Origin of the sequence: Kitasatospora sp. NPDC058170 (assembly GCF_042883905.1) — a bacterium.
In the GTDB taxonomy this organism is placed as follows: domain Bacteria; phylum Actinomycetota; class Actinomycetes; order Streptomycetales; family Streptomycetaceae; genus Kitasatospora.
The window spans coordinates 135,601-157,847 of sequence record NZ_JBHVUV010000009.1; the positions used below are offsets into that span (position 1 = coordinate 135,601).

17 protein-coding genes are annotated in these 22,247 nt (G+C 67.8%); 1 reads left to right on the plus strand and 16 read right to left on the minus strand.

The window, feature by feature from the left end:
• The first annotated feature begins 144 nt into the window (after nucleotides 1-144).
• Complete coding sequence (locus tag ACFVVX_RS12645) at nucleotides 145-1,839, plus strand: ABC transporter family substrate-binding protein (RefSeq protein ID WP_387944460.1); 1,695 nt, start codon at nucleotides 145-147, stop codon at nucleotides 1,837-1,839.
• 51 nt (nucleotides 1,840-1,890) lie between these two features.
• Here the strand turns inward: ACFVVX_RS12645 and ACFVVX_RS12650 are convergent, their stop codons facing one another.
• From ACFVVX_RS12650 to typA, 16 genes are all read right to left on the minus strand, one after another.
• Complete coding sequence (locus ACFVVX_RS12650) at nucleotides 1,891-2,910, minus strand: ABC transporter ATP-binding protein (protein WP_387944462.1); 1,020 nt, start codon at nucleotides 2,908-2,910, stop codon at nucleotides 1,891-1,893.
• Nucleotides 2,903-3,991, minus strand: a complete 1,089-nt coding sequence (locus ACFVVX_RS12655; protein ID WP_387944464.1) for an ABC transporter ATP-binding protein — start codon at nucleotides 3,989-3,991, stop codon at nucleotides 2,903-2,905. Before ACFVVX_RS12655 ends, ACFVVX_RS12650 begins: the two co-directional genes overlap by 8 nt.
• A 15-nt stretch (nucleotides 3,992-4,006) precedes the next feature.
• Nucleotides 4,007-4,984 (minus strand): ABC transporter permease, encoded by a 978-nt coding sequence (locus ACFVVX_RS12660; RefSeq protein ID WP_387944466.1) that lies wholly within the window; start codon nucleotides 4,982-4,984, stop codon nucleotides 4,007-4,009.
• On the minus strand, nucleotides 4,977-5,921 hold the full coding sequence (locus ACFVVX_RS12665; RefSeq protein ID WP_387944468.1) for an ABC transporter permease: 945 nt from the start codon (nucleotides 5,919-5,921) through the stop codon (nucleotides 4,977-4,979). Before ACFVVX_RS12665 ends, ACFVVX_RS12660 begins: the two co-directional genes overlap by 8 nt.
• A 93-nt stretch (nucleotides 5,922-6,014) precedes the next feature.
• Nucleotides 6,015-7,661: an ABC transporter substrate-binding protein gene (locus ACFVVX_RS12670; protein WP_387944470.1), complete on the minus strand. Its 1,647-nt coding sequence runs from the start codon at nucleotides 7,659-7,661 to the stop codon at nucleotides 6,015-6,017.
• Between the two features lie 420 nt (nucleotides 7,662-8,081).
• Entirely contained in the window at nucleotides 8,082-9,203 is a 1,122-nt protein-coding gene (locus tag ACFVVX_RS12675) for an ABC transporter ATP-binding protein (RefSeq protein ID WP_387944472.1), read from the minus strand.
• A complete protein-coding gene (locus tag ACFVVX_RS12680; RefSeq protein WP_387944474.1) occupies nucleotides 9,196-10,245 on the minus strand; it encodes an ABC transporter ATP-binding protein in 1,050 nt (349 codons plus the stop codon). The genes ACFVVX_RS12675 and ACFVVX_RS12680 overlap by 8 nt, the downstream gene beginning before the upstream one ends.
• A 15-nt stretch (nucleotides 10,246-10,260) precedes the next feature.
• Complete coding sequence (locus ACFVVX_RS12685) at nucleotides 10,261-11,175, minus strand: ABC transporter permease (RefSeq protein WP_387944648.1); 915 nt, start codon at nucleotides 11,173-11,175, stop codon at nucleotides 10,261-10,263.
• Between the two features lie 76 nt (nucleotides 11,176-11,251).
• Nucleotides 11,252-12,178, minus strand: a complete 927-nt coding sequence (locus ACFVVX_RS12690; RefSeq protein WP_387944476.1) for an ABC transporter permease — start codon at nucleotides 12,176-12,178, stop codon at nucleotides 11,252-11,254.
• A 115-nt stretch (nucleotides 12,179-12,293) separates the two neighbouring features.
• Entirely contained in the window at nucleotides 12,294-13,913 is a 1,620-nt protein-coding gene (locus ACFVVX_RS12695) for an ABC transporter substrate-binding protein (RefSeq protein WP_387944478.1), read from the minus strand.
• 173 nt (nucleotides 13,914-14,086) lie between these two features.
• Nucleotides 14,087-15,106, minus strand: a complete 1,020-nt coding sequence (locus ACFVVX_RS12700) for an ABC transporter ATP-binding protein (protein ID WP_387944480.1) — start codon at nucleotides 15,104-15,106, stop codon at nucleotides 14,087-14,089.
• Nucleotides 15,099-16,148: an ABC transporter ATP-binding protein gene (locus tag ACFVVX_RS12705; RefSeq protein ID WP_387944482.1), complete on the minus strand. Its 1,050-nt coding sequence runs from the start codon at nucleotides 16,146-16,148 to the stop codon at nucleotides 15,099-15,101. The genes ACFVVX_RS12700 and ACFVVX_RS12705 overlap by 8 nt, the downstream gene beginning before the upstream one ends.
• Before the next feature lie 19 nt (nucleotides 16,149-16,167).
• Nucleotides 16,168-17,106, minus strand: coding sequence for an ABC transporter permease (locus tag ACFVVX_RS12710; protein WP_387944484.1), 939 nt, complete (start codon nucleotides 17,104-17,106; stop codon nucleotides 16,168-16,170).
• Entirely contained in the window at nucleotides 17,099-18,043 is a 945-nt protein-coding gene (locus ACFVVX_RS12715) for an ABC transporter permease (protein ID WP_387944486.1), read from the minus strand. Before ACFVVX_RS12715 ends, ACFVVX_RS12710 begins: the two co-directional genes overlap by 8 nt.
• Nucleotides 18,044-18,132: 89 nt before the next feature.
• Nucleotides 18,133-19,770: an ABC transporter substrate-binding protein gene (locus tag ACFVVX_RS12720; protein ID WP_387944488.1), complete on the minus strand. Its 1,638-nt coding sequence runs from the start codon at nucleotides 19,768-19,770 to the stop codon at nucleotides 18,133-18,135.
• Between the two features lie 429 nt (nucleotides 19,771-20,199).
• Nucleotides 20,200-22,068 carry a translational GTPase TypA gene (gene typA / locus ACFVVX_RS12725; RefSeq protein WP_387944490.1) on the minus strand — a complete coding sequence of 623 codons (1,869 nt, stop codon included), beginning with the start codon at nucleotides 22,066-22,068 and terminating at the stop codon, nucleotides 20,200-20,202.
• Nucleotides 22,069-22,247 lie beyond the last annotated feature (179 nt).

A 22,247-nucleotide genomic window follows, 5' to 3' on the forward strand; every position in this document is an offset into this window, starting at 1 on the left:
GGCCCGGATCCGGGCCCGCCCCTCGACAACTGCTCCCCCCGGTCAGCAAGATGTGACGCCATACCCTCCGTCACATCCGTACCAGGGAGAACCACCATGGGCCGCCCCGCGCCGCACCGAACGGCCCCGCCCCACCGATCCGCGGTGTCCCGCCGGACGGCCCTGCCGGCCGGCCTCGGCGCCGTCGCGCTGTCACTGACGCTCTGCGCCTGCGGCACCAACGGCGGCGGCCAGGCACTCCCCGCCCAGGCCGAGACGCCCAAGCTCACCACCGTGGACGTCAACCCGCACGACCGCGCCGAGCTGCGCCAGGGCGGCACGCTGCACGTCGCGGTCGCCCAGTTCTCCGCCCAGTGGTCGCCGATCCAGGCCGACGGCAGCGAGTCCTCCACCATCAGCGTCACCAAGCCGCTGCTGCCGACCTTCTTCCGCTCCGACGCGGCCGGCACCCAGAGCGTCAACCCGGCCTACCTCCAGGACGCCCGGTCCGAGCTGAAGGACGGCCGCCAGGTGGTCACCTGGACGCTCAACCCGAAGGCCCGCTGGTCCGACGGCACCCCGATCAACTGGCGGGACATCGAGGCCAACTGGAAGGCCCTGAACGGGAAGGACCCGGCCTACAAGGCCTCCAGCAGCACCGGGTTCGAGCTGGTCTCCTCGGTCGAGCGGGGCAAGGACGACTTCCAGGCGGTGATGACCTTCGAGCGGCCGTTCTCCGAGTGGCAGTCGATGTTCAACGGCGCCGCCAACGCCCCGCTGCTGCCCGCCGCCAAGGTCGCCACCCCGGAGCTGTTCAACACCGCGTACCTGGACGCCATCCCGGTCACCGCGGGCCCCTTCAGGGTCGAGAGGCTGGACCGGGCGAGCCAGACCGTCACGCTGGCCGCCGACCCGGGCTGGTGGGGCGACCGGCCGCTGCTGGACCGGATCGTCTTCCACGCCATGGTCCCCAACACCATGGCCGCGGCCTTCGCCAAGGGCCAGATCGACTTCTTCAACAACGGCCCGGACGTGGCCGGCTACCAGGTCATCAAGAGCACCAAGGGCGCCGCCGTCCGCCGGGCCGGCGGCCCGGACTTCCGCCAGTTCACGCTGAACGCCAAGAGCCCCGTGCTGACCGACCCGGCCGTCCGCCAGGCCCTGTTCCAGGCGATCAACCGGGACGCCATCACCCGCTCCGACCTCAACGGCCTGGACTGGCCGACCGTCACCCTCAACAACCACCTGCTGGTGGCCAACCAGAACGCCTACCGGGACAACTCCCTCGGCCTCAGCCGCTTCGACCCGGACGACGCCGTCCACAAGCTGGAGGCGGCCGGCTGGAAGCTCGACGGCGACGTCCGCAAGAAGGACGGCCGGGAGCTGAACCTGCGGATGGTCATCCCGGCCGGCGTCACCCAAGCCCAGAACGAGGCCTCGGTCGCCACCCGGATGCTCAAGGACGTCGGCGTCAAGGTCACCACCGTCACCGCCAACGCCAACGAGTTCTTCGACAAGTACGTCAACCGGCGGGACTTCGACATCGCCGCGTACTCGCTGCTCGGCACGCCCTTCCCGGCCTCCGGCAACCGCGCCAACTTCGTGCTGGGCGGCGGCACCAACCACGCGCAGGCCGGCAGCCCCGTCGTCGACGCCGCCCTCGACCGGGCCTCCGCCGCCACCGACGCGGCCACCGCCTTCGAGGCGATCAACCAGGCCGACGGCGAGCTGTGGAAGGTGGCCGGCGTGCTGCCGCTCTACCAGCGCCCGCAGCTGTACGGCGCCCGCGCGAACCTCGCCAACATCGGCGCGCAGGGCCTGTCCGACATCGTCTGGGAGAACGTCGGCTTCCAGAAGTGACCAGCCGGGCCCCGGGAGCGGTTCGCCCCGGGGCCCGGCCGCCGCGCGCGCTCAGCCCGCGCCGATCACGTCCCGCACCTCCGCGAAGTGGCAGGCCGAGTCGTGCGCGGCCGGACCGCTCAGCGCGGCGGGCACCGCCAGCAGCGGGACTTCGGTGGAGCAGCGCTCCTCCGCCTTCCAGCAGCGGGTGCGGAAGCGGCAGCCGGACGGCGGGTTGGCCGGCGAGGGCAGGTCGCCGCTGAGCAGGATGCGCTCGCGCCGCTCGCGCCCGGTCGGGTCCGGGACCGGCACCGCGGAGAGCAGCGCCTGGGTGTACGGGTGGGTCGGGTGGACGTAGATCTCGTCCTCCGTGCCGATCTCGACCATCTTGCCGAGGTACATCACGCCGACCCGGTCGGAGATGTGCCGGACGATCGAGAGGTCGTGCGCGATGAACATGTACGACAGCTCGAACTCGCTCTGCAGCTGGTCGAGCAGGTTGATCACCTGCGCCTGGACGGAGACGTCCAGCGCGGAGACCGGCTCGTCGCAGATGATCACCTCCGGCTTGAGCGCCAGCCCCCGGGCGATGCCGATGCGCTGGCGCTGCCCGCCGGAGAACTGGTGCGGATAGCGGTTGATGTACTCCGGGTTCAGGCCGACGACGTCCAGCAGGTCCTGGACGGCCTTGCGCCGGTCGCCCTTGGGAGCCACCTCCGGGTGGATCTCGAAGGGCTCGCCGACGATGTCGCCGACCGTCATCCGCGGGTTCAGCGAGGTGTACGGGTCCTGGAACACCATCTGGATGTTCCGGCGCACCGCCCGCAGGCCGGCGCCGGAGAGCCGGGTGATCTCCTCGCCCTTGAACAGCACCTGGCCGGAGGTGGCCCGCTCCAGGTTCATCAGCACCTTGGCCAGCGTGGACTTCCCGCAGCCGGACTCGCCCACGATGCCCAGCGTCTCGCCCTTGCGCAGGTCGAACGAGATGCCGTCGACCGCCTTCACCGCGCCGACCTGCTTCTTGAAGACGATGCCCTGGGTCAGCGGGTAGTGCTTGACCAGGTCCTTGACCTCCAGGATGGGCTCAGCCATGGAGGGTCTCCTTCCAGAAGTGGCAGGCGCTGCGGCGGCCCGGCAGGTCGGCCCCCTCGGCGTCCAGCACCGGTACCAGCCGCGGGAGTTCGCTCCGGCAGCGGTCCGCCGCCCGGTCGCAGCGCGGGTTGAAGGCGCAGCCCTGCGGGATCCGCAGCAGGCTCGGCGGCAGGCCCTGGATCGCGTAGAGGTTCTGCCCCTTCTGGTCCAGCCGGGGGATCGAGTTGAGCAGGCCCTTGGTGTACGGGTGGGCCGGGCGCGCGTACAGCTCGTGCACCGGGGCCGTCTCGACGATCCGGCCCGCGTACATCACGGCGATCTTGTCCGCGACGTCGGCGACCACGCCGAGGTCGTGGGTGATCAGGATCAGGCCCATGTTGAACTCGGCCTGGAGCTCGGCCAGCAGGTCCATCACCTGGGCCTGGACGGTGACGTCCAGGGCGGTGGTGGGCTCGTCGGCGATGATCAGGTCCGGCTCCAGCGCCAGCGCCATCGCGATCATGATGCGCTGGCGCATGCCGCCGGAGAACTGGTGCGGGTAGTCCCCCACCCGCTCCCGCGCCGCCGGGATGCGCACCCGCTCCATCAGCTCGACGGCCCGCTCCTTCGCCTCCTTGCGCGAGGCTCCCTGGTGCACCCGGAACATCTCGCCGAGCTGGTAGCCCACGCTGAGCACCGGGTTGAGCGAGGAGAGCGCGTCCTGGAAGATCATCGCGATCTTCCGGCCGCGCACCGCCCGCCGGGCCTTGGGGCTCATGGTCAGCAGGTCCTCACCGCGGAACCGGACCGATCCGGCGGTGATCTTCCCCGGGGGCATGTCCAGGATGCCCATGATCGCCTGCGCGGTCACCGACTTGCCCGAACCGGACTCCCCCAGCACCGCCAGGGTCTCACCGGCGGCCACCGAGTAGCTCACGCCGTTGACGGCCTTGGCCACCCCGTCGCGGGTGTGGAACTCGATGTGCAGGTCGTCGACCTCCAGCAGCGGCGTGCCGGGCACCAGGCTCTCCCGGCCGCCGACCACCTCCACCGCGGGCCTCCCCGGCACCCCGTCCTTCGACAGCCTTGTCGCGTCACTCATCGTCCGCGGCCCTCCTCAGCGCAGCTTGGGGTCGAGGGCGTCGCGAACCGCGTCGCCGAGCATGATGAACGCCAGCACGGTGATGCTCAGCACGACGGCCGGGAACAGCAGCACATGGGGGGCGTTCAGGAAGCGGGACTGGGCGTCGCTGATCATCAGGCCCCAGGAGATCGCCGGGGACTGGATGCCGATGCCCAGGTAGGAGAGCGCGGCCTCGGCGCCGATGTAGACGCCCAGGTTGATCGTCGACACCACGATCACCGGCGCCACCGCGTTCGGCAGGATGTGCCGGCTGACGATCCGCCGGGTGCCGGCGCCGAGCGCCTTGGCCGCGACCACGTAGTCGTTGTGCTTGTTGGACAGCACCGCCGAGCGCATCAGCCGGTAGATCTGCGGCCAGCCGAGCACGGCCATCACCGCGGAGACCGTCCAGGCGTTGCCGGTCTTCCAGGTGGACATGATCAGCATGCCGCCGAGCAGCAGCGGGATGGCGAAGAAGATCTCGGTGATCCGGGAGAGCACGCTGTCCCAGATCCCGCCGATCCAGCCCGCCCACAGGCCCAGCACGCCGCCGACCGCGACGACCAGCGTGGTGGTCAGGATGCCGACGATGATGGAGTTGCGGGCGCCCCAGACGGTCCGGGTGTAGATGTCGCAGCCCTGGACGTCGAAGCCGAACCAGTGGTCGCCGCTGGGCCGCTTCAGCGAGTCGGACAGGTTGCAGAAGCCGCCCGAGGACGGGTCCTGGTCGGTGAACAGCTGCGGGGCGACGGCGAGCGCCACCATGAACAGCACCAGCACCCCGCCGATCAGGAACAGCGGGTTGCGCCGCAGGTCGTACCAGGCGTCGGTCCAGAGGCTGGCGACCCGCTCGCCGCCGTCCGCCTTCGCCGGGGCCGACGCCTCGGCGGCCGGTCCGCTCCCGGCGGATCCGGGGCCGGGCTGCCCGGGGATCGCGGCCGTCACGTTCTCGCTCTTCGTCGGCTCACTCATAGCGGATCCTCGGGTCCAGGACGGCGTACAGCAGGTCGACCACCAGGTTGGCCAGCAGGTAGACCAGCACCAGGGCGCTCACGATGCCCACCACGATGGTGCGTTCGCGCAGGTAGACGGACTGGAAGAGCTGGTGTCCGACCCCGGGGATGTTGAAGATGCCCTCGGTGATGACCGCACCGCCCATCAGGCCGCCGAGGTCCATGCCCAGGAAGGTGACGATCGGGATCAGCGCGTTGCGCAGACCGTGCCGGACCACCACCCGGATCGGGCTCAGCCCCTTGGCGACCGCCGTCCGGACGTAGTCCGCCCGCATGACCTCGATCAGGCTGGTCCGGGTGAGCCGGGCGACGTACGCCAGCGAGGTGGAGGCCAGGACGTACGCGGGCAGCAGGTAGGACCGGAAGCCCGCCTCCTCGTTGAAGGAGACCGGGAAGAAGTCGATGCCGTAGTCGGTGTTGAGTTTCACGCCGAGGATCAGCTGGAGCACGAAGCCGATCACGAAGACCGGGATCGAGATGACCATCAGGGTCGAGATCAGCACCACGTTGTCGATGAACCGGCCGCGCCGCAGGGCCGCGACCACACCGGCCGTGACACCCACCGCCATCTCGATGACCAGGGCGGTCAGCGCCAGGTTGACGGTGTACGGGAACGCCGTCTTCATCACGTCCACCACCGCGTTGCCGCGGTAGTCCTCACCGAAGTCGCCCTTGAACAGCCCGACCAGGTAGTCCCAGTACTGGATGAAGAAGGGGTCGTCCAGGTGGTACCGGTCCCGCAGGACGGCCACCACGGCCGGGTCCTGCCGCTTCTCACCGGCCAGTGCCGTGATGGGGTCGCCAGGCAGCAGGAAGACCAGTGCGTAGATAAGGAACGTCGCGCCGAGGATCACAGGTATGGCCTGGATGATCCGGCGGACCACATAGCGGCCCATGCGGCCTCCTCGTGGTTCGGGGCACGCCGGTGGCGGGCGGCGCGGGGGTTTCCCGCGCCGCCCATCAGGGCGAACCGGTCAGATGGACTCCGGTCAGGCCAGCTCGACGTCGGCCAGGTCCATCTGCCCCTGGGCGTTGACGTTCACGTTCTTCACGGTCTTGCTGTACGCCGCGGAGGACATGTAGGTGTAGACCGGGATGTACGGGAGGTCCTTGATCAGGACGTCGTCGGCCTGCTGGTAGAGCTTGATGCCCTCGGCGTCGGTCTTGGCGGCGTCCGCCCTCGCCAGCAGGGACTCGAACTCCTCGTTGACGTAGCCGCCGTAGTTGGAGCCGTTCTCGATGGCGATCTTGGAGAAGATCGGCCGCAGGTAGTTCTCGATCGACGGGTAGTCCATCGACCAGGCCATGCGGAAGGCCCCGGAGTACTTCTTGTCGCCCAGCGCGGTGAGGATGGCGCCGAACTTCTCGAAGGGCTTGAAGGTGACCTCGACGCCGAGGTTGGCCTTCAGCTGGTTGCCGACCGCCTCGATCCACTCCTTGTGGCCGCCGTCGGCGTTGTAGCCGATCTCCATCGTGTTGCCGGGCAGGCCGCCGGCCTGGGTGAAGAGCGCCTTCGCCTTCGCCGGGTTGTACTTGGAGAGGTCGCCGAGCGCGCCCTGGCGGTACCCGGGAATGATCGGGTTGATGAAGTCGTCGGCGGGCTTCCGGGTGCCCGAGAAGATCGTCTTGGTGATCGACTCCCGGTCGATCGCCATGGAGATCGCCTTCCGGATGTCCGGATTCGCGAACGCCGGGTTCGTCGCGATCGGGAATCCGATGTAGCCGACCCCGGAATCGGGCTTGTAGATGTAGCGGTCACCGAACTCCTGGGCGACCGTCCCCATCGCCGAGATCGGCAGCTTGTCGGTGATCTGGATGTTGTCCGCGCGGAGATCGTTGTACGCGGTTTCCAGCTTGTCGTAAATCTTGAAGGTGACGGAATCCAGCTTGGCCTTTCCGTCCGACGCCGGGAAGTTCTCGTACCGCTTCACCTTGATCTGCTTGTTGTGCTCCCACTTCCCGTCGAGCTGGAACGCGCCGTTGCCGATCGGCGCGTCCTCGAAGGCCTTCGGGTCGGTGAAGAACGCCTTCGGCAGCGGGAAGAAGGCGTTGTAGCCCAGCATGGTCTTGAACTGGGAGAACGGCGCCTTGAGGGTGACGGTGAAGGTCTTGTCGTCGACGACCTTGAGGCCCTTGAGCTCCTTGACGGTGGGCTTCTTGTCCTTGCCGGGAGCCAGCTCGTCGGAGCCGAGGATCTTGTCGAAGAACGGCAGCGCCTCCTGCGCGTTGTCCTGGTTCGCCCCGTAGTTCCAGGCGTCGACGAAGGACTGGGCGTTCACCTTCTCCCCGTTGTGGAAGGTGTAGCCGTCCTTGAGCTTGATCGTCCAGGTGGTGGCGTCCGGGGACTCGATCGACTCGGCGACCCGGAGCTTCGGCGAGTTGTCCTTGATGTCGTAGTCGACCAGGCCGGCGAAGATCGCGTTGAGCACCTCGGCGCCCTCGGACTCGGCGGTGTTCTGCGGCACCAGGCCGTGCTGCGGCTCACCCAGCTCGACACTGATCGAGCCGCCCTTCTTGCCCGTCCCGCCGCTCGCCTGCTCCGAGGACTTCTTCCCGCTGCCGGTGCTGCAGGCGGAGATCGCCAGCGCGGTGCACGCCGCGAGTGCGGTCCAACGCATCGTCTTGGTGAGCCTCATTCAACTGCCTCTCGATTTAGGGGCTTACGAACGAACGGCGCCCCGCCACTCGGTGTGCCGGGCATGGCGAGGATCGACATCTCAGGGCCGTCCACACAGTTGGCGAGGTGACCGCTGATACGCGCAGAGCAACTATCGATCACCCGACCCCTTCCACGGAATCGCCCTCACATCTCTTTTCAATTACATGCTCAGACCAAGTCGTGACAATGCTCGCCAATTCCTGCATATCGCGCTCGGAATATGGGATTCCGTTTTCCGGATAACGAACAATATTCTCCGGTATTCGAAGCTTTACGCAGCGTAATGGACGGAAATGAACATGCCGGTCGACCGGCATTCGGGAGTTTCCGCAGGACAACGCGAGAGCGCGCCCTCCGGGGGGAGGGCGCGCTCTTGTGGCGGATCGCTACGGACGTGTCAACCGGTTTCCGGCGGTGCCGGCTCCGCCGTTCCCGTCCCGGCCCCGGGCCCGCGCTCCGCGGCGAAGTGGCAGGCCGACTCGTGCGCGGCCAGGCCGCCCAGCCAGGCCGGAGCCACCAGCAGCGGGACTTCGGTGGAGCAGCGCTCCTGCGCCTTCCAGCAGCGGGTGCGGAACCGGCAGCCGGACGGCGGGTTGGCCGGCGAGGGGACGTCCCCGGTGAGCACGATCCGGTCGCGGGACTCGCGCGCCGTCGGGTCCGGCACCGGCACCGCGGAGAGCAGCGCCTGGGTGTACGGGTGCGTCGCGTGGTCGTAGATCTCCAGGTCGGAGCCGATCTCGACCAGTTTGCCGAGGTACATCACCCCGACCCGGTCGGAGATGTGCCGGACGATCGAGAGGTCATGGGCGATGAACATGTAGGAGAGGTTGAACTCGCCCTGGAGCTGCTCCAGCAGGTTGATCACCTGCGCCTGGACGGAGACGTCCAGCGCGGAGACCGGCTCGTCGCAGATGATCACCTCCGGCTTGAGCGCCAGCCCCCGGGCGATGCCGATGCGCTGGCGCTGCCCGCCGGAGAACTGGTGCGGATAGCGGTTGATGTACTCCGGGTTGAGCCCGACCACGTCCAGCAGGTCCTGGACGGCCTTGCGCCGGTCGCCCTTGGGAGCCACGTCGGGGTGGATCTCGTAGGGCTCGCCGATGATGTCGCCGACCGTCATCCGCGGGTTCAGCGAGGTGTACGGGTCCTGGAACACCATCTGGATGTTGCGGCGCACCGCCTTGAGCCCCGCGCCGGAGAGCCGGGAGATCTCCTCGCCCTTGTAGCGCACCGAACCGCCGGTGGCCGGCTCCAGGTTCATCAGCACCTTGGCCAGCGTCGACTTGCCGCAGCCGGACTCGCCGACGATGCCCAGCGTCTCGCCCTGGACCAGGTCGAAGCTGACCCCGTCGACCGCCTTCACGGCGCCGACGTGCTTCTTGAAGACGACGCCCCTCGTCAGCGGGAAGTGCTTGACCAGGTCCCGGACTTCGAGGATCGGCTCGCCGCGCGGCACCTCCTGGGCGAACGCGATCTCCTCCGGCACCGCGGGCCCGAGCGGGCTGGCCCCGTTAGCCATGGAGGGTCTCCTTCCAGAAGAAGCAGGCGCTGCCCCGCCCGGCCGACTCGGTGCCGTCGTCCTCGGTGACCTGGAAGAGCTGGGGCACCTCGGCCCGGCAGATGTCCTGGGCCCGCGGGCAGCGCGGGTTGAACGCACAACCCGGCGGGATCCGGAGCAGGTTGGGCGGCAGGCCCTTGATCGCGTAGAGCTCCTGGCCCTTCTGGTCCAGCCGCGGGATCGAGTCCAGCAGGCCCCGGGTGTACGGGTGGGCCGGGCGCCCGTACAGCTCGTGCACGGGCGCCGTCTCGACGATCCGGCCCGCGTACATCACCGCGATCTTGTCCGCGACGTCGGCGACCACGCCGAGGTCGTGGGTGATCAGGATCAGCCCCATGTGGAACTCGGCCTGGAGCTCGGCCAGCAGGTCCATCACCTGGGCCTGGACGGTGACGTCCAGGGCGGTGGTGGGCTCGTCGGCGATGATCAGGTCCGGCTCCAGCGCCAGCGCCATCGCGATCATGATGCGCTGGCGCATGCCGCCGGAGAACTGGTGCGGGTAGTCGCCCACCCGTTCCTTCGCCGCCGGGATGCGCACCCGCTCCATCAGCTCGACGGCCTTCGCCCTGGCCTCCTTGCGCGAGGTCCCGTGGTGGGCCCGGAACATCTCGCCGAGCTGGAAGCCCACCGTGAGCACCGGGTTGAGCGAGGAGAGCGCGTCCTGGAAGATCATCGCGATCTTCTGCCCGCGGATCTTCCGCCGCTCCTCCTTGCCCATCTTCAGCATGTCCTGGCCCCGGAAGCGGATCTCCCCCTGGGGGATGCGGGCCGGGGGCATGTCCAGGATGCCCATGATCGCCTGCGCGGTCACCGACTTGCCCGAACCGGACTCCCCCAGCACCGCCAGGGTCTCCCCCGCCCGGACGCTGTAGTTGACCCCGTTGACCGCCTTCGCCACGCCCTCCCGGGTCACGAACTCCACGTGCAGGTCCCGGACGTCCAGCAGCGGCCCCTCGTAGGGCGCCTCCCGCTTCGGCTTGCCGGTGTCGACAGCTGTGGTCACGACGAGTCCCCTCGCTCAGCGAAGCTTCGGGTCGAGGGCGTCGCGCACCGCGTCGCCCAGCATGATGAAGGCCAGCACGGTGACGGAGAGCGCCGCGGCCGGGAAGAAGAGCACGTACGGGGCCGTCCGGATCACCTTCTGGGCGGAGGCGATGTCGATGCCCCAGGAGATGGTCGGGTCCTGCAGCCCGATGCCGAGGAAGCTCAGGGTGGCCTCGGTCGCGATGTAGCCGCCCAGGGCGATGGTGGCGACGACGATCACCGGGGCGAGCGCGTTCGGCAGGATGTGCCGGAACATCAGCCGCCCGGTGCCCGCGCCGAGTGCTCGGCCGGCCACCACGTAGTCGGACTGTTTGACGGTCAGGACGGCGCCGCGCATGACGCGCGCGATCTGCGTCCAGCCGAGGACGGCCAGGGCGACGACCACGCTCCACACCGTGCGGGCGGAGAAGGCGCCCAGCAGGACCAGCGCGCCGAGCAGCAGCGGGATGCCGAAGAAGATGTCGACGATCCGGGAGATCACGGCGTCCACCGCGCCGCCGAAGTACCCGGCGACCATGCCGGTCAGCCCGCCGAGCAGGGTGACCCCCAGGGTCACGAAGATGCCGACGGTGATCGAGGCCCTGGCCCCGTAGACCACCCGGGCGTAGATGGACCGGCCCTGGCCGTCGTAGCCGAACCAGCCGGCGCCGAAGAAGTCCGTCCAGTCCGGGCGCTTGAGGTAGTCGTTGATCAGGTCGGCCTTGCGCGGGTCGGCGTCGGTGAACGCCCAGGGGAAGATCGACATCACCACCAGCAGCAGGATCAGCAGCGCCGAGATCAGGAAGATCGGCCGCCGCCGCAGGTCCCGCCAGGCGTCGCCCCAGAGGCTGCGGGCCTCCTCGCGCTTGGTCGGATCGCCCTCGACCAGGGTCTCCTGCTCGACCGCCATGCCCTGCTCCCCGGCGTAGTCGAGGTGGTCGACACCGGGCGCCGGATGCGGCTTGAACTCGCTCTCGTCATGCAGGTCAGGCATAACGGATCCTCGGGTCCAGGACCGCGTAGAGCAGGTCGACGATCAGGGAGGCGACCAGGTAGACGATCACCAGGACGGTCACGATGCCGACCACGGTGGGGCCCTCCTTCTGGTTGATCGCCCGGTACAGCACGTTGCCGATGCCCTGGACGTTGAAGATCCCCTCGGTGACGATCGCACCGCCCATCAGCGCGCCGAGGTCGGTGCCGAGGAAGGTGACCACCGGGATCAGCGAGTTGCGCAGCAGGTGTCGGGTGATGACGGTACGCCGGGGCAGGCCCTTGGCGACCGCGGTGCGCATGTAGTCGGCCCGCAGGTTCTCCCCGATCGACGTCCGGGTGAGCCGGGCGACGTACGCGAGGGAGAGCGAGCCCAGCACGATCGCGGGCAGGATCAGCTGGGAGAGGTCCGTGGAGTCCTGCACGGTCGGGGTGACCCAGCCCAGGTTGGTCGCGAAGATCGTCTGCGCGATGTACGCGAGGACGAACACCGGGATCGAGATCACCACCAGGGTGAGGATCAGCACCAGGGTGTCCTGGACGCTGCCGCGCTTGAGGCCGGAGACCAGGCCGAGCGTCAGCCCGACGATCAGCTCGAAGGCGAAGGCCATCAGCGCCAGCCGGATGGTCACGGGGAAGGCGTCCGCCATGATGTCGGTGACCGAGCGGCCGGTGAAACTCGTCCCGAAGTCGCCCTGGAAGAGGTTCCCCATGTAGTGCAGGTACTGCTTCCAGAGCGGCTGGTCGAGGTAGTACTTGTGCTTCAGGTTGGCCACCACCGCGGGGTCCGCGGCCTTGTCCCCGAACAGCGCGGCGACCGGGTCCCCCGGCAGCGTGTAGACCATCAGGAAGATCAGGAATGTCGAGCCGAAGAACACCGGGATCATCTGCAGCACCCGCCGCAGCACGTAACTTCCCATCCGAGCCTCCTTCCTAGGTGACTGGTCGGCCCGTGAGCGGGTGCGGAGGGCCGTTGGACCGAGTGCCCGGGCCCCGCCCTCCGTGCGGGGAGGACGGGGCCGGCACGGGGTGGGATCAGCCCTTGACCTCGACCTGGGTCCAGGCCGGGTTGCCGAAGGAGTCGAACGCGACGTTCTGGACGTTGGTCGAGTAGCCCGAGTTGGTGCGGTAGTACCAGAGCGGGATGGCGGGCATGTCCTGCGCCAGCACCGCCTCGGCCTGCTGGTAACCGGTCACCGTGTCGTCGATGCTGGCGGCCCGGTCGGCCTGGGTGGCCAGCTGGTCGAACTGCGGGCTGCTGTACCCGAAGTCGTTGGACGCGGCGCCGGTGCGGTAGACGTCGGCCAGGAAGTTGGCGTTCAGCGGGTAGTCCTGCACCCAGCCGGTGCGGAAGGCGCCGTTGATGGTGTGCCCGGTGATCGCCGCGCGGGCGGTCTTGAAGTCCGGCTTCGGGTCGCCGACGCAGTCCACCCCGGTGTTCTGCCGGATCGAGTTGCAGACCGCGTCGACCCACTCCTTGTGGCCGCCGTCCGCGTTGTAGGTGATCGTCAGCTTGTTGCCGGGGACGCCGCCGCCCTCGGTGATCAGCTGCTTGGCCTTGGCCGGGTCGAAGTTGCAGTTGTCACCGCACTGGCCGGCCTTGTAGCCCTGGACGCCCTCGGCGACCCAGGCGCTGGCCGGCGCGCGGGAGCCCTGCAGCACCGTCTTGGTGATGGTGTTCCGGTCGATCGCCATCGACAGGCCCTGACGGACCTTGGCCTTCTCCGGCGGGGCCCACTCCGGCTGGTACAGCGTGAAGCCGATGTTCTGGATGGCGCCCTGCGGGGAGTCGATCGCCCGGTCGCCGAGGTCGCTCTTGTACGTCGCCAGCGCGGACGGCGGTACCTGGTCCATCACGTCCAGGTTGTTGGACTGCAGGTCGGCGTAGGCGGCCTCGGAGGTGCTGTACATCTTGAAGACGACGCCGCCGTTCTTCGGCTTGTCGACGCCCTGGTAGTTCGGGTAGCTCTTGGTGACCACCTGCTGGTTGTGGTCCCAGCTGACGAACTGGTACGGCCCGTTGCCCACCGGCTTCTGGCCGAACCCGGCCGGGTCGTTGAAGAAGGCGTCCGGCAGCGGCGAGAAGGCGATGTAGCCGAGCTTGTACTCGAAGTACGAGACCTTGCTGCTCAGCTTCACGGTGAAGTGCGTGTCGTCCACGACGGTCAGCCCGGACATCTTGGTCGTCGTCGGCTGGCCGGAGGCCGGGTGGACGTCCTGGTAGCCCTCGATGTCGGAGAACCAGGAACTGTTGATCTGGTTGTTGCTGGTGGTCGCGGCCCAGTTCCAGGCGTCGACGAAGTTGTTCGCCTTGACCGGGGTGCCGTCGTGGAACGTCCAGCCGGTCTTCAGCGTGACGTTGAAGGTCTGCGAGTCACTGGTGTCGATCGACTGCGCGACCTGCATCCGCAGTTCGGCGTTGCTGGGGTTGTAGTCCACCAGCCCCTTGAACAGGTTCTGCAGGATGCGACCGCCACCCGTCTCGTTCGCGTTCGCGGGCTGCAACGGGTTCTGCGGCTCGCTGCTCTGGTAGCTGAAGGTCTTGCCGGCGTCCGACGAACTGCTTCCGCCTCCGCTGCTGCTGCACCCGCCGGCCACCAGGGCCACGGATGTCGCACCGGCAAGAACCCAACGAGCGCGGGGAGCTGCGGGCATGGAGGTCCCTCCTCAAGGTGTGTGTCGCATCACACCCCATGAGAAGCGCGCCCGCGCGGCGGCGCGAGTCGGGTACCCCCGGACGGGTGCACCGGACCCGGTGGGAAGTTGACGGAACGCCGGAAGGGCCCGCGGCACGACGGCCGCGGGCCCTTCCGGGAAACGCCTCGGGATCAGACGGCGGCGGCCGTCTCGCGGACCTCGGCGAAGTGGCAGGCCGACTCGTGCGCGGCCGGGCCGCTCAGCACGGACGGCACCGCCAGCAGCGGGGCCTCGGTGGAGCAGCGCTCCTCCGCCTTCCAGCAGCGGGTGCGGAACCGGCACCCGGACGGCGGGTTGGCCGGCGAGGGGATGTCGCCGGTCAGGATGATCCGGTCGCGGGACTCGCGCGCCGTCGGGTCCGGCACCGGCACCGCGGAGAGCAGCGCCTGGGTGTACGGGTGCGTGGCGTTCTCGTAGATCTCCTCATCGGTGCCGATCTCGACCATCTTGCCGAGGTACATCACGCCGACGCGGTCGGAGATGTGCCGGACGATGGAGAGGTCGTGCGCGATGAACATGTACGACAGCTCGAACTCGGTCTGCAGCTGGTCGAGCAGGTTGATCACCTGCGCCTGGACGGAGACGTCCAGGGCGGAGACCGGCTCGTCGCAGATGATGATCTCGGGCTTGAGCGCGAGGCCGCGGGCGATGCCGATGCGCTGGCGCTGGCCGCCGGAGAACTGGTGCGGGTACCGGTTGATGTACTCCGGGTTCAGGCCGACGACGTCCAGGAGGTCCTGGACGGCCTTGCGGCGGTCGCCCTTGGGAGCCACCTCGGGGTGGATCTCGAAGGGCTCGCCGATGATGTCGCCGACCGTCATGCGCGGGTTCAGCGAGGTGTACGGGTCCTGGAACACCATCTGGATGTTCCGGCGGACGGCCTTGAGGCCGGCACCGGACAGCTTCGAGATGTCCTCGCCCTTGAAGAGCACCTGGCCGGAGGTGGCCCGCTCCAGGTTCATCAGCACCTTGGCCAGCGTGGACTTGCCACAGCCGGACTCGCCGACGATGCCGAGGGTCTCACCCTTGGCCAGCTCGAAGGAGACACCGTCGACCGCCTTGACGGCGCCGACCTGCTTCTTGAAGAGGATGCCCTGGGTCAGCGGGTAGTGCTTGACCAGGTCCTTGACCTCCAGGATGGGCTCAGCCATGGAGGGTCTCCTTCCAGAGGTGGCACGCGCTGCGGCGGCCGGTGAGCTCCTTGCCGTCCTTGTCCGCCACCTGGTGCAGCTTCGGGATCTCCGTGCGGCACAGGTCGGTGGCGAAGTCACAGCGAGGGTTGAACGCGCAGCCCGCCGGGACCTTCAGCAGGTTCGGGGGCAGACCCTTGATCGCGTAGAGCTCCTGGCCCTTCTGGTCCAGGCGCGGGATGGAGCGGAGCAGGCCCTTGGTGTACGGGTGCGCCGGGTTGGCGTACAGGTCGTGCACCGGGGCCGTCTCGACGATCCGGCCCGCGTACATCACGGCGATCTTGTCCGCGACATCGGCGACCACGCCGAGGTCGTGGGTGATCAGGATCAGGCCCATGTTGTACTCGGACTGCAGCTCGGCGAGCAGGTCCATCACCTGGGCCTGGACGGTGACGTCCAGGGCGGTGGTGGGCTCGTCGGCGATGATCAGGTCCGGCTCCATGGAGAGCGCCATCGCGATCATGATGCGCTGGCGCATGCCGCCGGAGAACTGGTGCGGGTAGTCGCCCACCCGCTGCCGGGCGGCGGGGATGCGCACCCGCTCCATCAGCTCGATGGCCTTCTCCCGGGCCTCCTTCTTGGAGGCGCCGCGGTGCACCCGGAACATCTCGCCGAGCTGGGCGCCGACGGTCATCACCGGGTTCAGCGAGGACAGGGCGTCCTGGAAGATCATCGCGATCTTCTGGCCGCGGATCAGCCGGCGCTCCTCCTCCTTCATGGCGAGCATGTCCTCGCCGCGGAAGAGGATCTGGCCCTGGCTGATCTTGCCGGGCGGCATGTCGAGGATGCCCATGATGGTCTGGGCGGTCACCGACTTGCCGGAGCCGGACTCGCCGAGCACCGCCAGGGTCTCACCGGCGGCCACGGAGTAGTTGACTCCGTTCACGGCCTTGGCGACGCCGTCCCGGGTGTGGAACTCCACGTGGAGGTCACGGACCTCCAGCAGCGGGGTGCCAACCTCAAGGCGTCCGCTCTTCTGGTTCTTCTCGATCACGGTGGTCATCGGGTCGTCACCTCTTCTCTCAGCGGAGCTTCGGGTCGAGGGCGTCGCGGACCGCGTCGCCGAGCATGATGAACGCCAGCACCGTGATGCTCAGCACCGCGGACGGGAAGAGCAGGACGTGCGGGGCGTTCAGGAAGCGGGGCTGGGCGTCGCTGATCATCAGGCCCCAGGAGATCTCCGGGGACTGGACACCGATGCCCAGGTAGGACAGGGCGGCCTCGGCACCGATGTAGACGCCCAGGCTGATCGCGGAGACGACGATGACCGGCGCGATGGCGTTCGGCAGGATGTGCCGGAAGGTGATCCGGTAGGCGCCGGCGCCCAGCGCACGGGCGGCCATCACGTAGTCGTTGTGCTTGTTGGAGATCACCGAGGCGCGCATGATGCGGAAGATCTGCGGCCAGCCGAGCACGGCCATCACGACGGAGACGGTGTAGGCGTTGCCCTTGCCGAGCATCGACATGATCAGCATGCCGCCGAGCAGCAGCGGGATCGAGAAGAAGATCTCGGTGAAGCGCGACAGGATGCTGTCGGTGATGCCGCCGACCCAGCCGGCCAGCAGGCCGAGCAGGGTGCCGATCAGGGTCACCACGGTGGTGGTGAGCACGCCGACGATGATCGAGTTGCGGGCGCCCCACACCGTGCGGGTGTAGACGTCGCAGCCCTGGACGTCGAAGCCGAACCAGTGGTCGGCGCTCGGGCGCTTCAGGGAGTTGGCGAGGTCGCACGCGCCGCCCGCGAGCGGGCTGCCGTCGGTGAACAGCTGCGGCACGACGGCGATCACCAGCAGCGCGGAGACCAGCACGGCTCCGATGATGAAGATCGGGTTGCGACGCAGGTCGCGCAGCGCGTCGGTCCAGAGGCTGGCCACCCGCTCCGGCTTCTGCTTCTTCTCCGGCGCGGCCTTGGGGGTCTTGTCCTCCGGGGCCTCGCTGCCCACGGTGATGGTGTCACTCATAGCGGATCCTCGGGTCGAGCACGGCGTACAGCAGGTCCACGAGCAGGGTGGTGATCAGGTAGATCAGCACCAGCAGGGTGACCACACCCACGATCACCGTGCCCTGCTTCTGGTACACGGACTGGGCGAGCAGACCGCCGATGCCGTGCATGTTGAAGATCTTCTCGGTGATGACCGCGCCGCCCATCAGACCGCCGAGGTCGGCACCGAGGAAGGTGACGATCGGGATCAGCGCGTTGCGCAGGGCGTGGCGGCCGATCACCCGACGGCGCTTCAGACCCTTGGCGACCGCGGTACGGACGTAGTCCGCGCGCATGGTCTCCATCAGGCTGGTGCGGGTCAGTCGGGCGACGTACGCCAGCGAGGTGGACGCCAGCACGAGGGCGGGCAGCAGGTAGGCCCGCAGTCCGTCCTCCTCGTTGAAGGAGACCGGGAAGAAGTCGATGCCGTAGTCGTTCTTCAGCTTCACACCCAGGATCAGCTGGAGGATGAAGCCGGTGACGAAGACCGGGATCGAGATCACGAACAGCGTGCTGATGAGCACCAGCTGGTCGATGAACTTGCCCTTGCGCAGGGCCGCCATGACACCCGCCAGCACGCCCATGACCGCCTCGATGATGAAGGCGACGAAGGCGAGGTTGACGGTGTACGGGAACGCCTCACTGATCATGTCGCTCACCTGGCGACCGGTCAGGCTCTCCCCGAGGTCCCCCTGGAAGACGCCCGTGATGTAGTTCCAGTACTGGAGCAGGAACGGGTCGTTCAGGTGGTACTTCTGGCGGATCATCTCCGCCACGATCGGGTCGGCGCGCTTCTCGCCGGCCAGCGCCTGTACCGGGTCACCGGGAAGTGCGAACACCACGGCGTAGATCAGGAACGTCGCACCGATCAGAACAGGGATCGCCTGTATCAGTCGGCGGATGACATAGCGGCCCATCAGACCTCCATACTTTCGGACAAGGAAGGGAGGCGGGAGGACTCGGACTGTAGTCCGGCCCGCCCGCCCCCGTTCGTCTGACTACCGGATCAGCCGGCGAGCTCGACCTCGGCCAGGTTCATACGACCCTGGGCGTCGGTGTCGAAGTTCTTGATCTTCTTGCTGTACGCGGCGGAGGACATGTAGGTGTACACCGGGATGTACGGCAGGTCCTGGACGAGGATGTCGTCGGCCTGCTGGTACAGCTTGATGGCCTCGTCGTCCGTCTTCGCCTGGTCGGCCTGGTCGAGCAGGGTCTCGAACTGCGGGTTGACGTAGCCGCCGTAGTTGGAGCCGTTCTCGATCGCGATCTTGGAGAAGATCGGACGCAGGTAGTCCTCGATCGACGGGTAGTCCATCGACCAGGCCATGCGGAAGGCGCCCGAGTACTGCTTCTCGCCCAGCGCGTCCAGGATCTTGCCGAACTTCTCGAACGGCTTGAAGGTGACCTCGACGCCGAGGTTCTTCTTCAGCTGGTTGCCGACGGCCTCGATCCACTCCTTGTGGCCGCCGTCGGCGTTGTAGCCGAGCTCGATCGAGTTGTTCGGGACGCCGCCGGCCGTGTCGAAGAGCGCCTTGGCCTTGGCCGGGTCGTACTTGGCCGCGTCGCCCATGGCGCCCTTGCGGTAGCCCGGGATGAGCGGGTTGACGAAGTCGTCGGCCGGGACGCGGGTGCCCGAGAAGATGGTCTTGGTGATCGCCTCGCGGTCGATCGCCATGGAGATCGCCTTGCGGATCTCCGGCTTGCCGTAGGTGGCCGGGTTGGTCGCGATCGGGAAGCCGATGTAACCGACGCCGGACTCCGGCTTGTAGATGTAGCGGTCGCCGAACTCGCTCTTCACGGTCGACAGCGCCGAGATCGGCAGCTTGTCGGTGGCCTGGATGTTGTCGGCGCGCAGGTCGTTGTACGCGGTGTCCAGGTTGTCGTAGATCTTGAAGGTGACGCCCTGGAGCTTCGCCTTGCCGTCCGAGGCCGGGAAGTTCTCGTAGCGCTTGACCTTGATCTGCTTGTTGTGCTCCCAGGCGCCGTCCATCTCGAACGGGCCGTTGCCGATCGGCTTCTCGCCGAACGCCTTCGGGTCGTTGAAGAACGCCTTCGGCAGCGGGTAGAACGGGTTGTACCCGAGCATCGTCTTGAACTGCGAGAACGGCGCCGACAGGGTGACGGTGAAGGTCTTGTCGTCGACGACCTTCAGGCCCTTGAGCTCCTTGGCGGTGGGCTTCTTGTCCTTGCCCGGCGCCAGCTCCTCGGAGCCGTCGATCTTCGCGAAGAAGGGCAGGCCCTCGGCCGCGTTGTCCTGGTTGGCGCCCCAGTTCCAGGCGTCCACGAAGGACTGGGCGGTGACCTTCTCACCGTTGTGGAAGGTGTAGCCGTCCTTCAGCTTGATCGTCCAGACCTTGCTGTCGGCGGTCTCGATCGACTCGGCCACGCGCAGCTTCGGGGCGTTGGTCTTGCGGTCGTAGTCGACCAGGCCGGCGAAGATCGCGTTCTGGACCTCGGTGCCCTCGGACTCGGCGGTGTTCTGCGGCACCAGACCGTGCTGCGGCTCGCCCAGCTCGACGGCGATGGTGCCGCCACCCGACGAGGCCTTGCTGTCACTGCTCTTCGAGCTGGTGCTGCAAGCGGTAGCCGCGAGAGCGATCGCGGTCGCCGCGACGATCCACTTGGTCTGGGTTGCACCGCGCATGGGGGATGCCTCCTGAAATCGACTTTCCAACGAGGAGAGCACCACGGGCGACTGACGCCGCTTCCGTTGTGCCGTCCGCGCTCGTGGTTTCGGCGCGCACCCCTGCGCGTTAACCCTTGACCCGAGCCTGACTGCACCAACTATGTGTCACGGACGGACACGAAAGTGACCACTGCCGATCTCAATTAGGTCACATGAACGGTCGGTAAGTTCCGAAAATCGGACATATAAGGCATACCCAGACAGGCATCAAACGGACAGTCGTCATGAATGACGGACTGTCACGTTCGCTCAGCGGACACCTCTCCGTGGTAAGCGCTATTCGGTTTATAGGCGCATCGACAACTTGGAGTAGTTGAAAAAGATCGCCCCCCTCTCCATTGGAGAGGGGGGCGATCGATTCGGCCAAAGGCCCTTTAAAACCGGACGTCAGGCCTTCTTGGCGCGCGAAGCCGAACGGCCGCGCTCCTTCTGGTCCAGGACGACCTTGCGGATGCGCACGGTCTCCGGGGTGACCTCGATGCACTCGTCCTCGCGGCAGAACTCCAGCGACTGCTCCAGCGAGAGCTTGCGCGGCGGCACCAGGTTCTCGGTGGTGTCGGAGGAGGCCGCACGCATGTTGGTGAGCTTCTTCTCCTTGGTGATGTTGATGTCCATGTCGTCCTGGCGCGAGTTCTCGCCGACGATCATGCCCTCGTACACCTCGGTGGTGGGCTCGACGAAGAGCGTGCCGCGCTCCTGGATGCCCATCATCGCGAACGGCGTCACGACGCCCGCGCGGTCCGCGACGAGCGAACCGTTGTTGCGCATCCGCAGCTCGCCGAACCACGGCTCGTGGCCCTCGAAGATGCTGTGCGCGATGCCGGTGCCGCGGGTGTCGGTCAGGAACTGGGTCCGGAAGCCGATCAGGCCGCGCGACGGGACGATGAACTCCATGCGGACCCAGCCGGAGCCGTGGTTCGTCATGGTCTCCATGCGGCCCTTGCGGGTCGCCATGAGCTGGGTGATCGCGCCGAGGTACTCCTCGGGGCTGTCGATGGTCATCCGCTCGACCGGCTCGTGGGTCTTGCCGTTGACGAGCTTGGTGACGACCTGCGGCTTGCCGACGGTCAGCTCGAACAGCTCCCGGCGCATGGTCTCGACCAGGATGGCCAGCGCCAGCTCGCCACGGCCCTGGACCTCCCAGGCGTCCGGACGCTCGGTCGGCAGCACGCGGAGCGAGACGTTACCGATCAGCTCGCGGTCCAGGCGGTCCTTCACCATGCGGGCGGTGACCTTGTGGCCCTTGCCGCCCTTGCCGACCAGCGGCGAGGTGTTGGTGCCGATGACCATCGAGATGGCCGGCTCGTCGACCGTGATGAGCGGCAGCGCGACCGGGTTCTCCAGGTCGGCCAGGGTCTCGCCGATCATGATCTCCGGGATGCCCGCGACGGCGCAGATGTCGCCGGGGCCGGCCACCTCGGCCGGCTTGCGGGTGAGCGCCTCGGTCATCAGCAGCTCGGTGATCTTGACCTGCTGGACCGAGCCGTCGCGCTTCATCCACGCGACCTGCTGGCCCTTGCGCAGCTCGCCCTGCTCGACGCGGCAGAGCGCGATGCGGCCGAGGAAGTTGTCGGCGTCCAGGTTGGTGACGTGGGCCTGGAGCGGCGCGTTCTCGTCGTAGGTCGGGGCCGGGACGTGCTGCAGGATGGTGGAGAAGAACGGCTCCAGGTTCTCGCTGTCCGCGGGAACGGTGCCGTTCTCCGGCTTGGTCATCGAGGCGACGCCGTCACGCGCACAGGCGTAGACGATCGGGAACTCGATCTGCTCCTCGGTGGCGTCGAGGTCCAGGAAGAGGTCGTAGGTCTCGTTGATGACCTCGTCGATCCGGGAGTCCGGGCGGTCGGTCTTGTTGATGCAGAGGATGACCGGCAGCTTGGCCGTCAGCGCCTTGCGGAGCACGAAGCGGGTCTGCGGCAGCGGACCCTCGGACGCGTCGACCAGCAGCACGACCGCGTCGACCATCGACAGGCCGCGCTCGACCTCGCCACCGAAGTCGGCGTGGCCGGGGGTGTCGATGATGTTGATCGTGATCGGCGCGCCACCCTCCTTGGGGTGGTACTTGACGGCGGTGTTCTTCGCGAGAATGGTGATGCCCTTCTCGCGCTCCAGGTCGTTGGAGTCCATCATGCGGTCGTCGAGGTGCTGGTGGGCGGCGAAGGCGCCGGCCTGCTTCAGCATGGCGTCGACCAGCGTGGTCTTGCCGTGGTCGACGTGGGCGACGATGGCAACGTTGCGGATGTCATTGCGCGTGGGCATGCGGAGCGGATTCTCCCGGAATCGTGGGTTACGGCGCCCGGCTGCGTGACGCCGACCGGCGATCCCTGTCGATCGCCGCCGCCCGTACCGCCTGCTACTACCGGTCCACCCGCCGGGCAGGACATGCCACGGCTTCCTCCTATCGTACGGGGAACCGTCCAGGTCGGCCGAAACGGGCA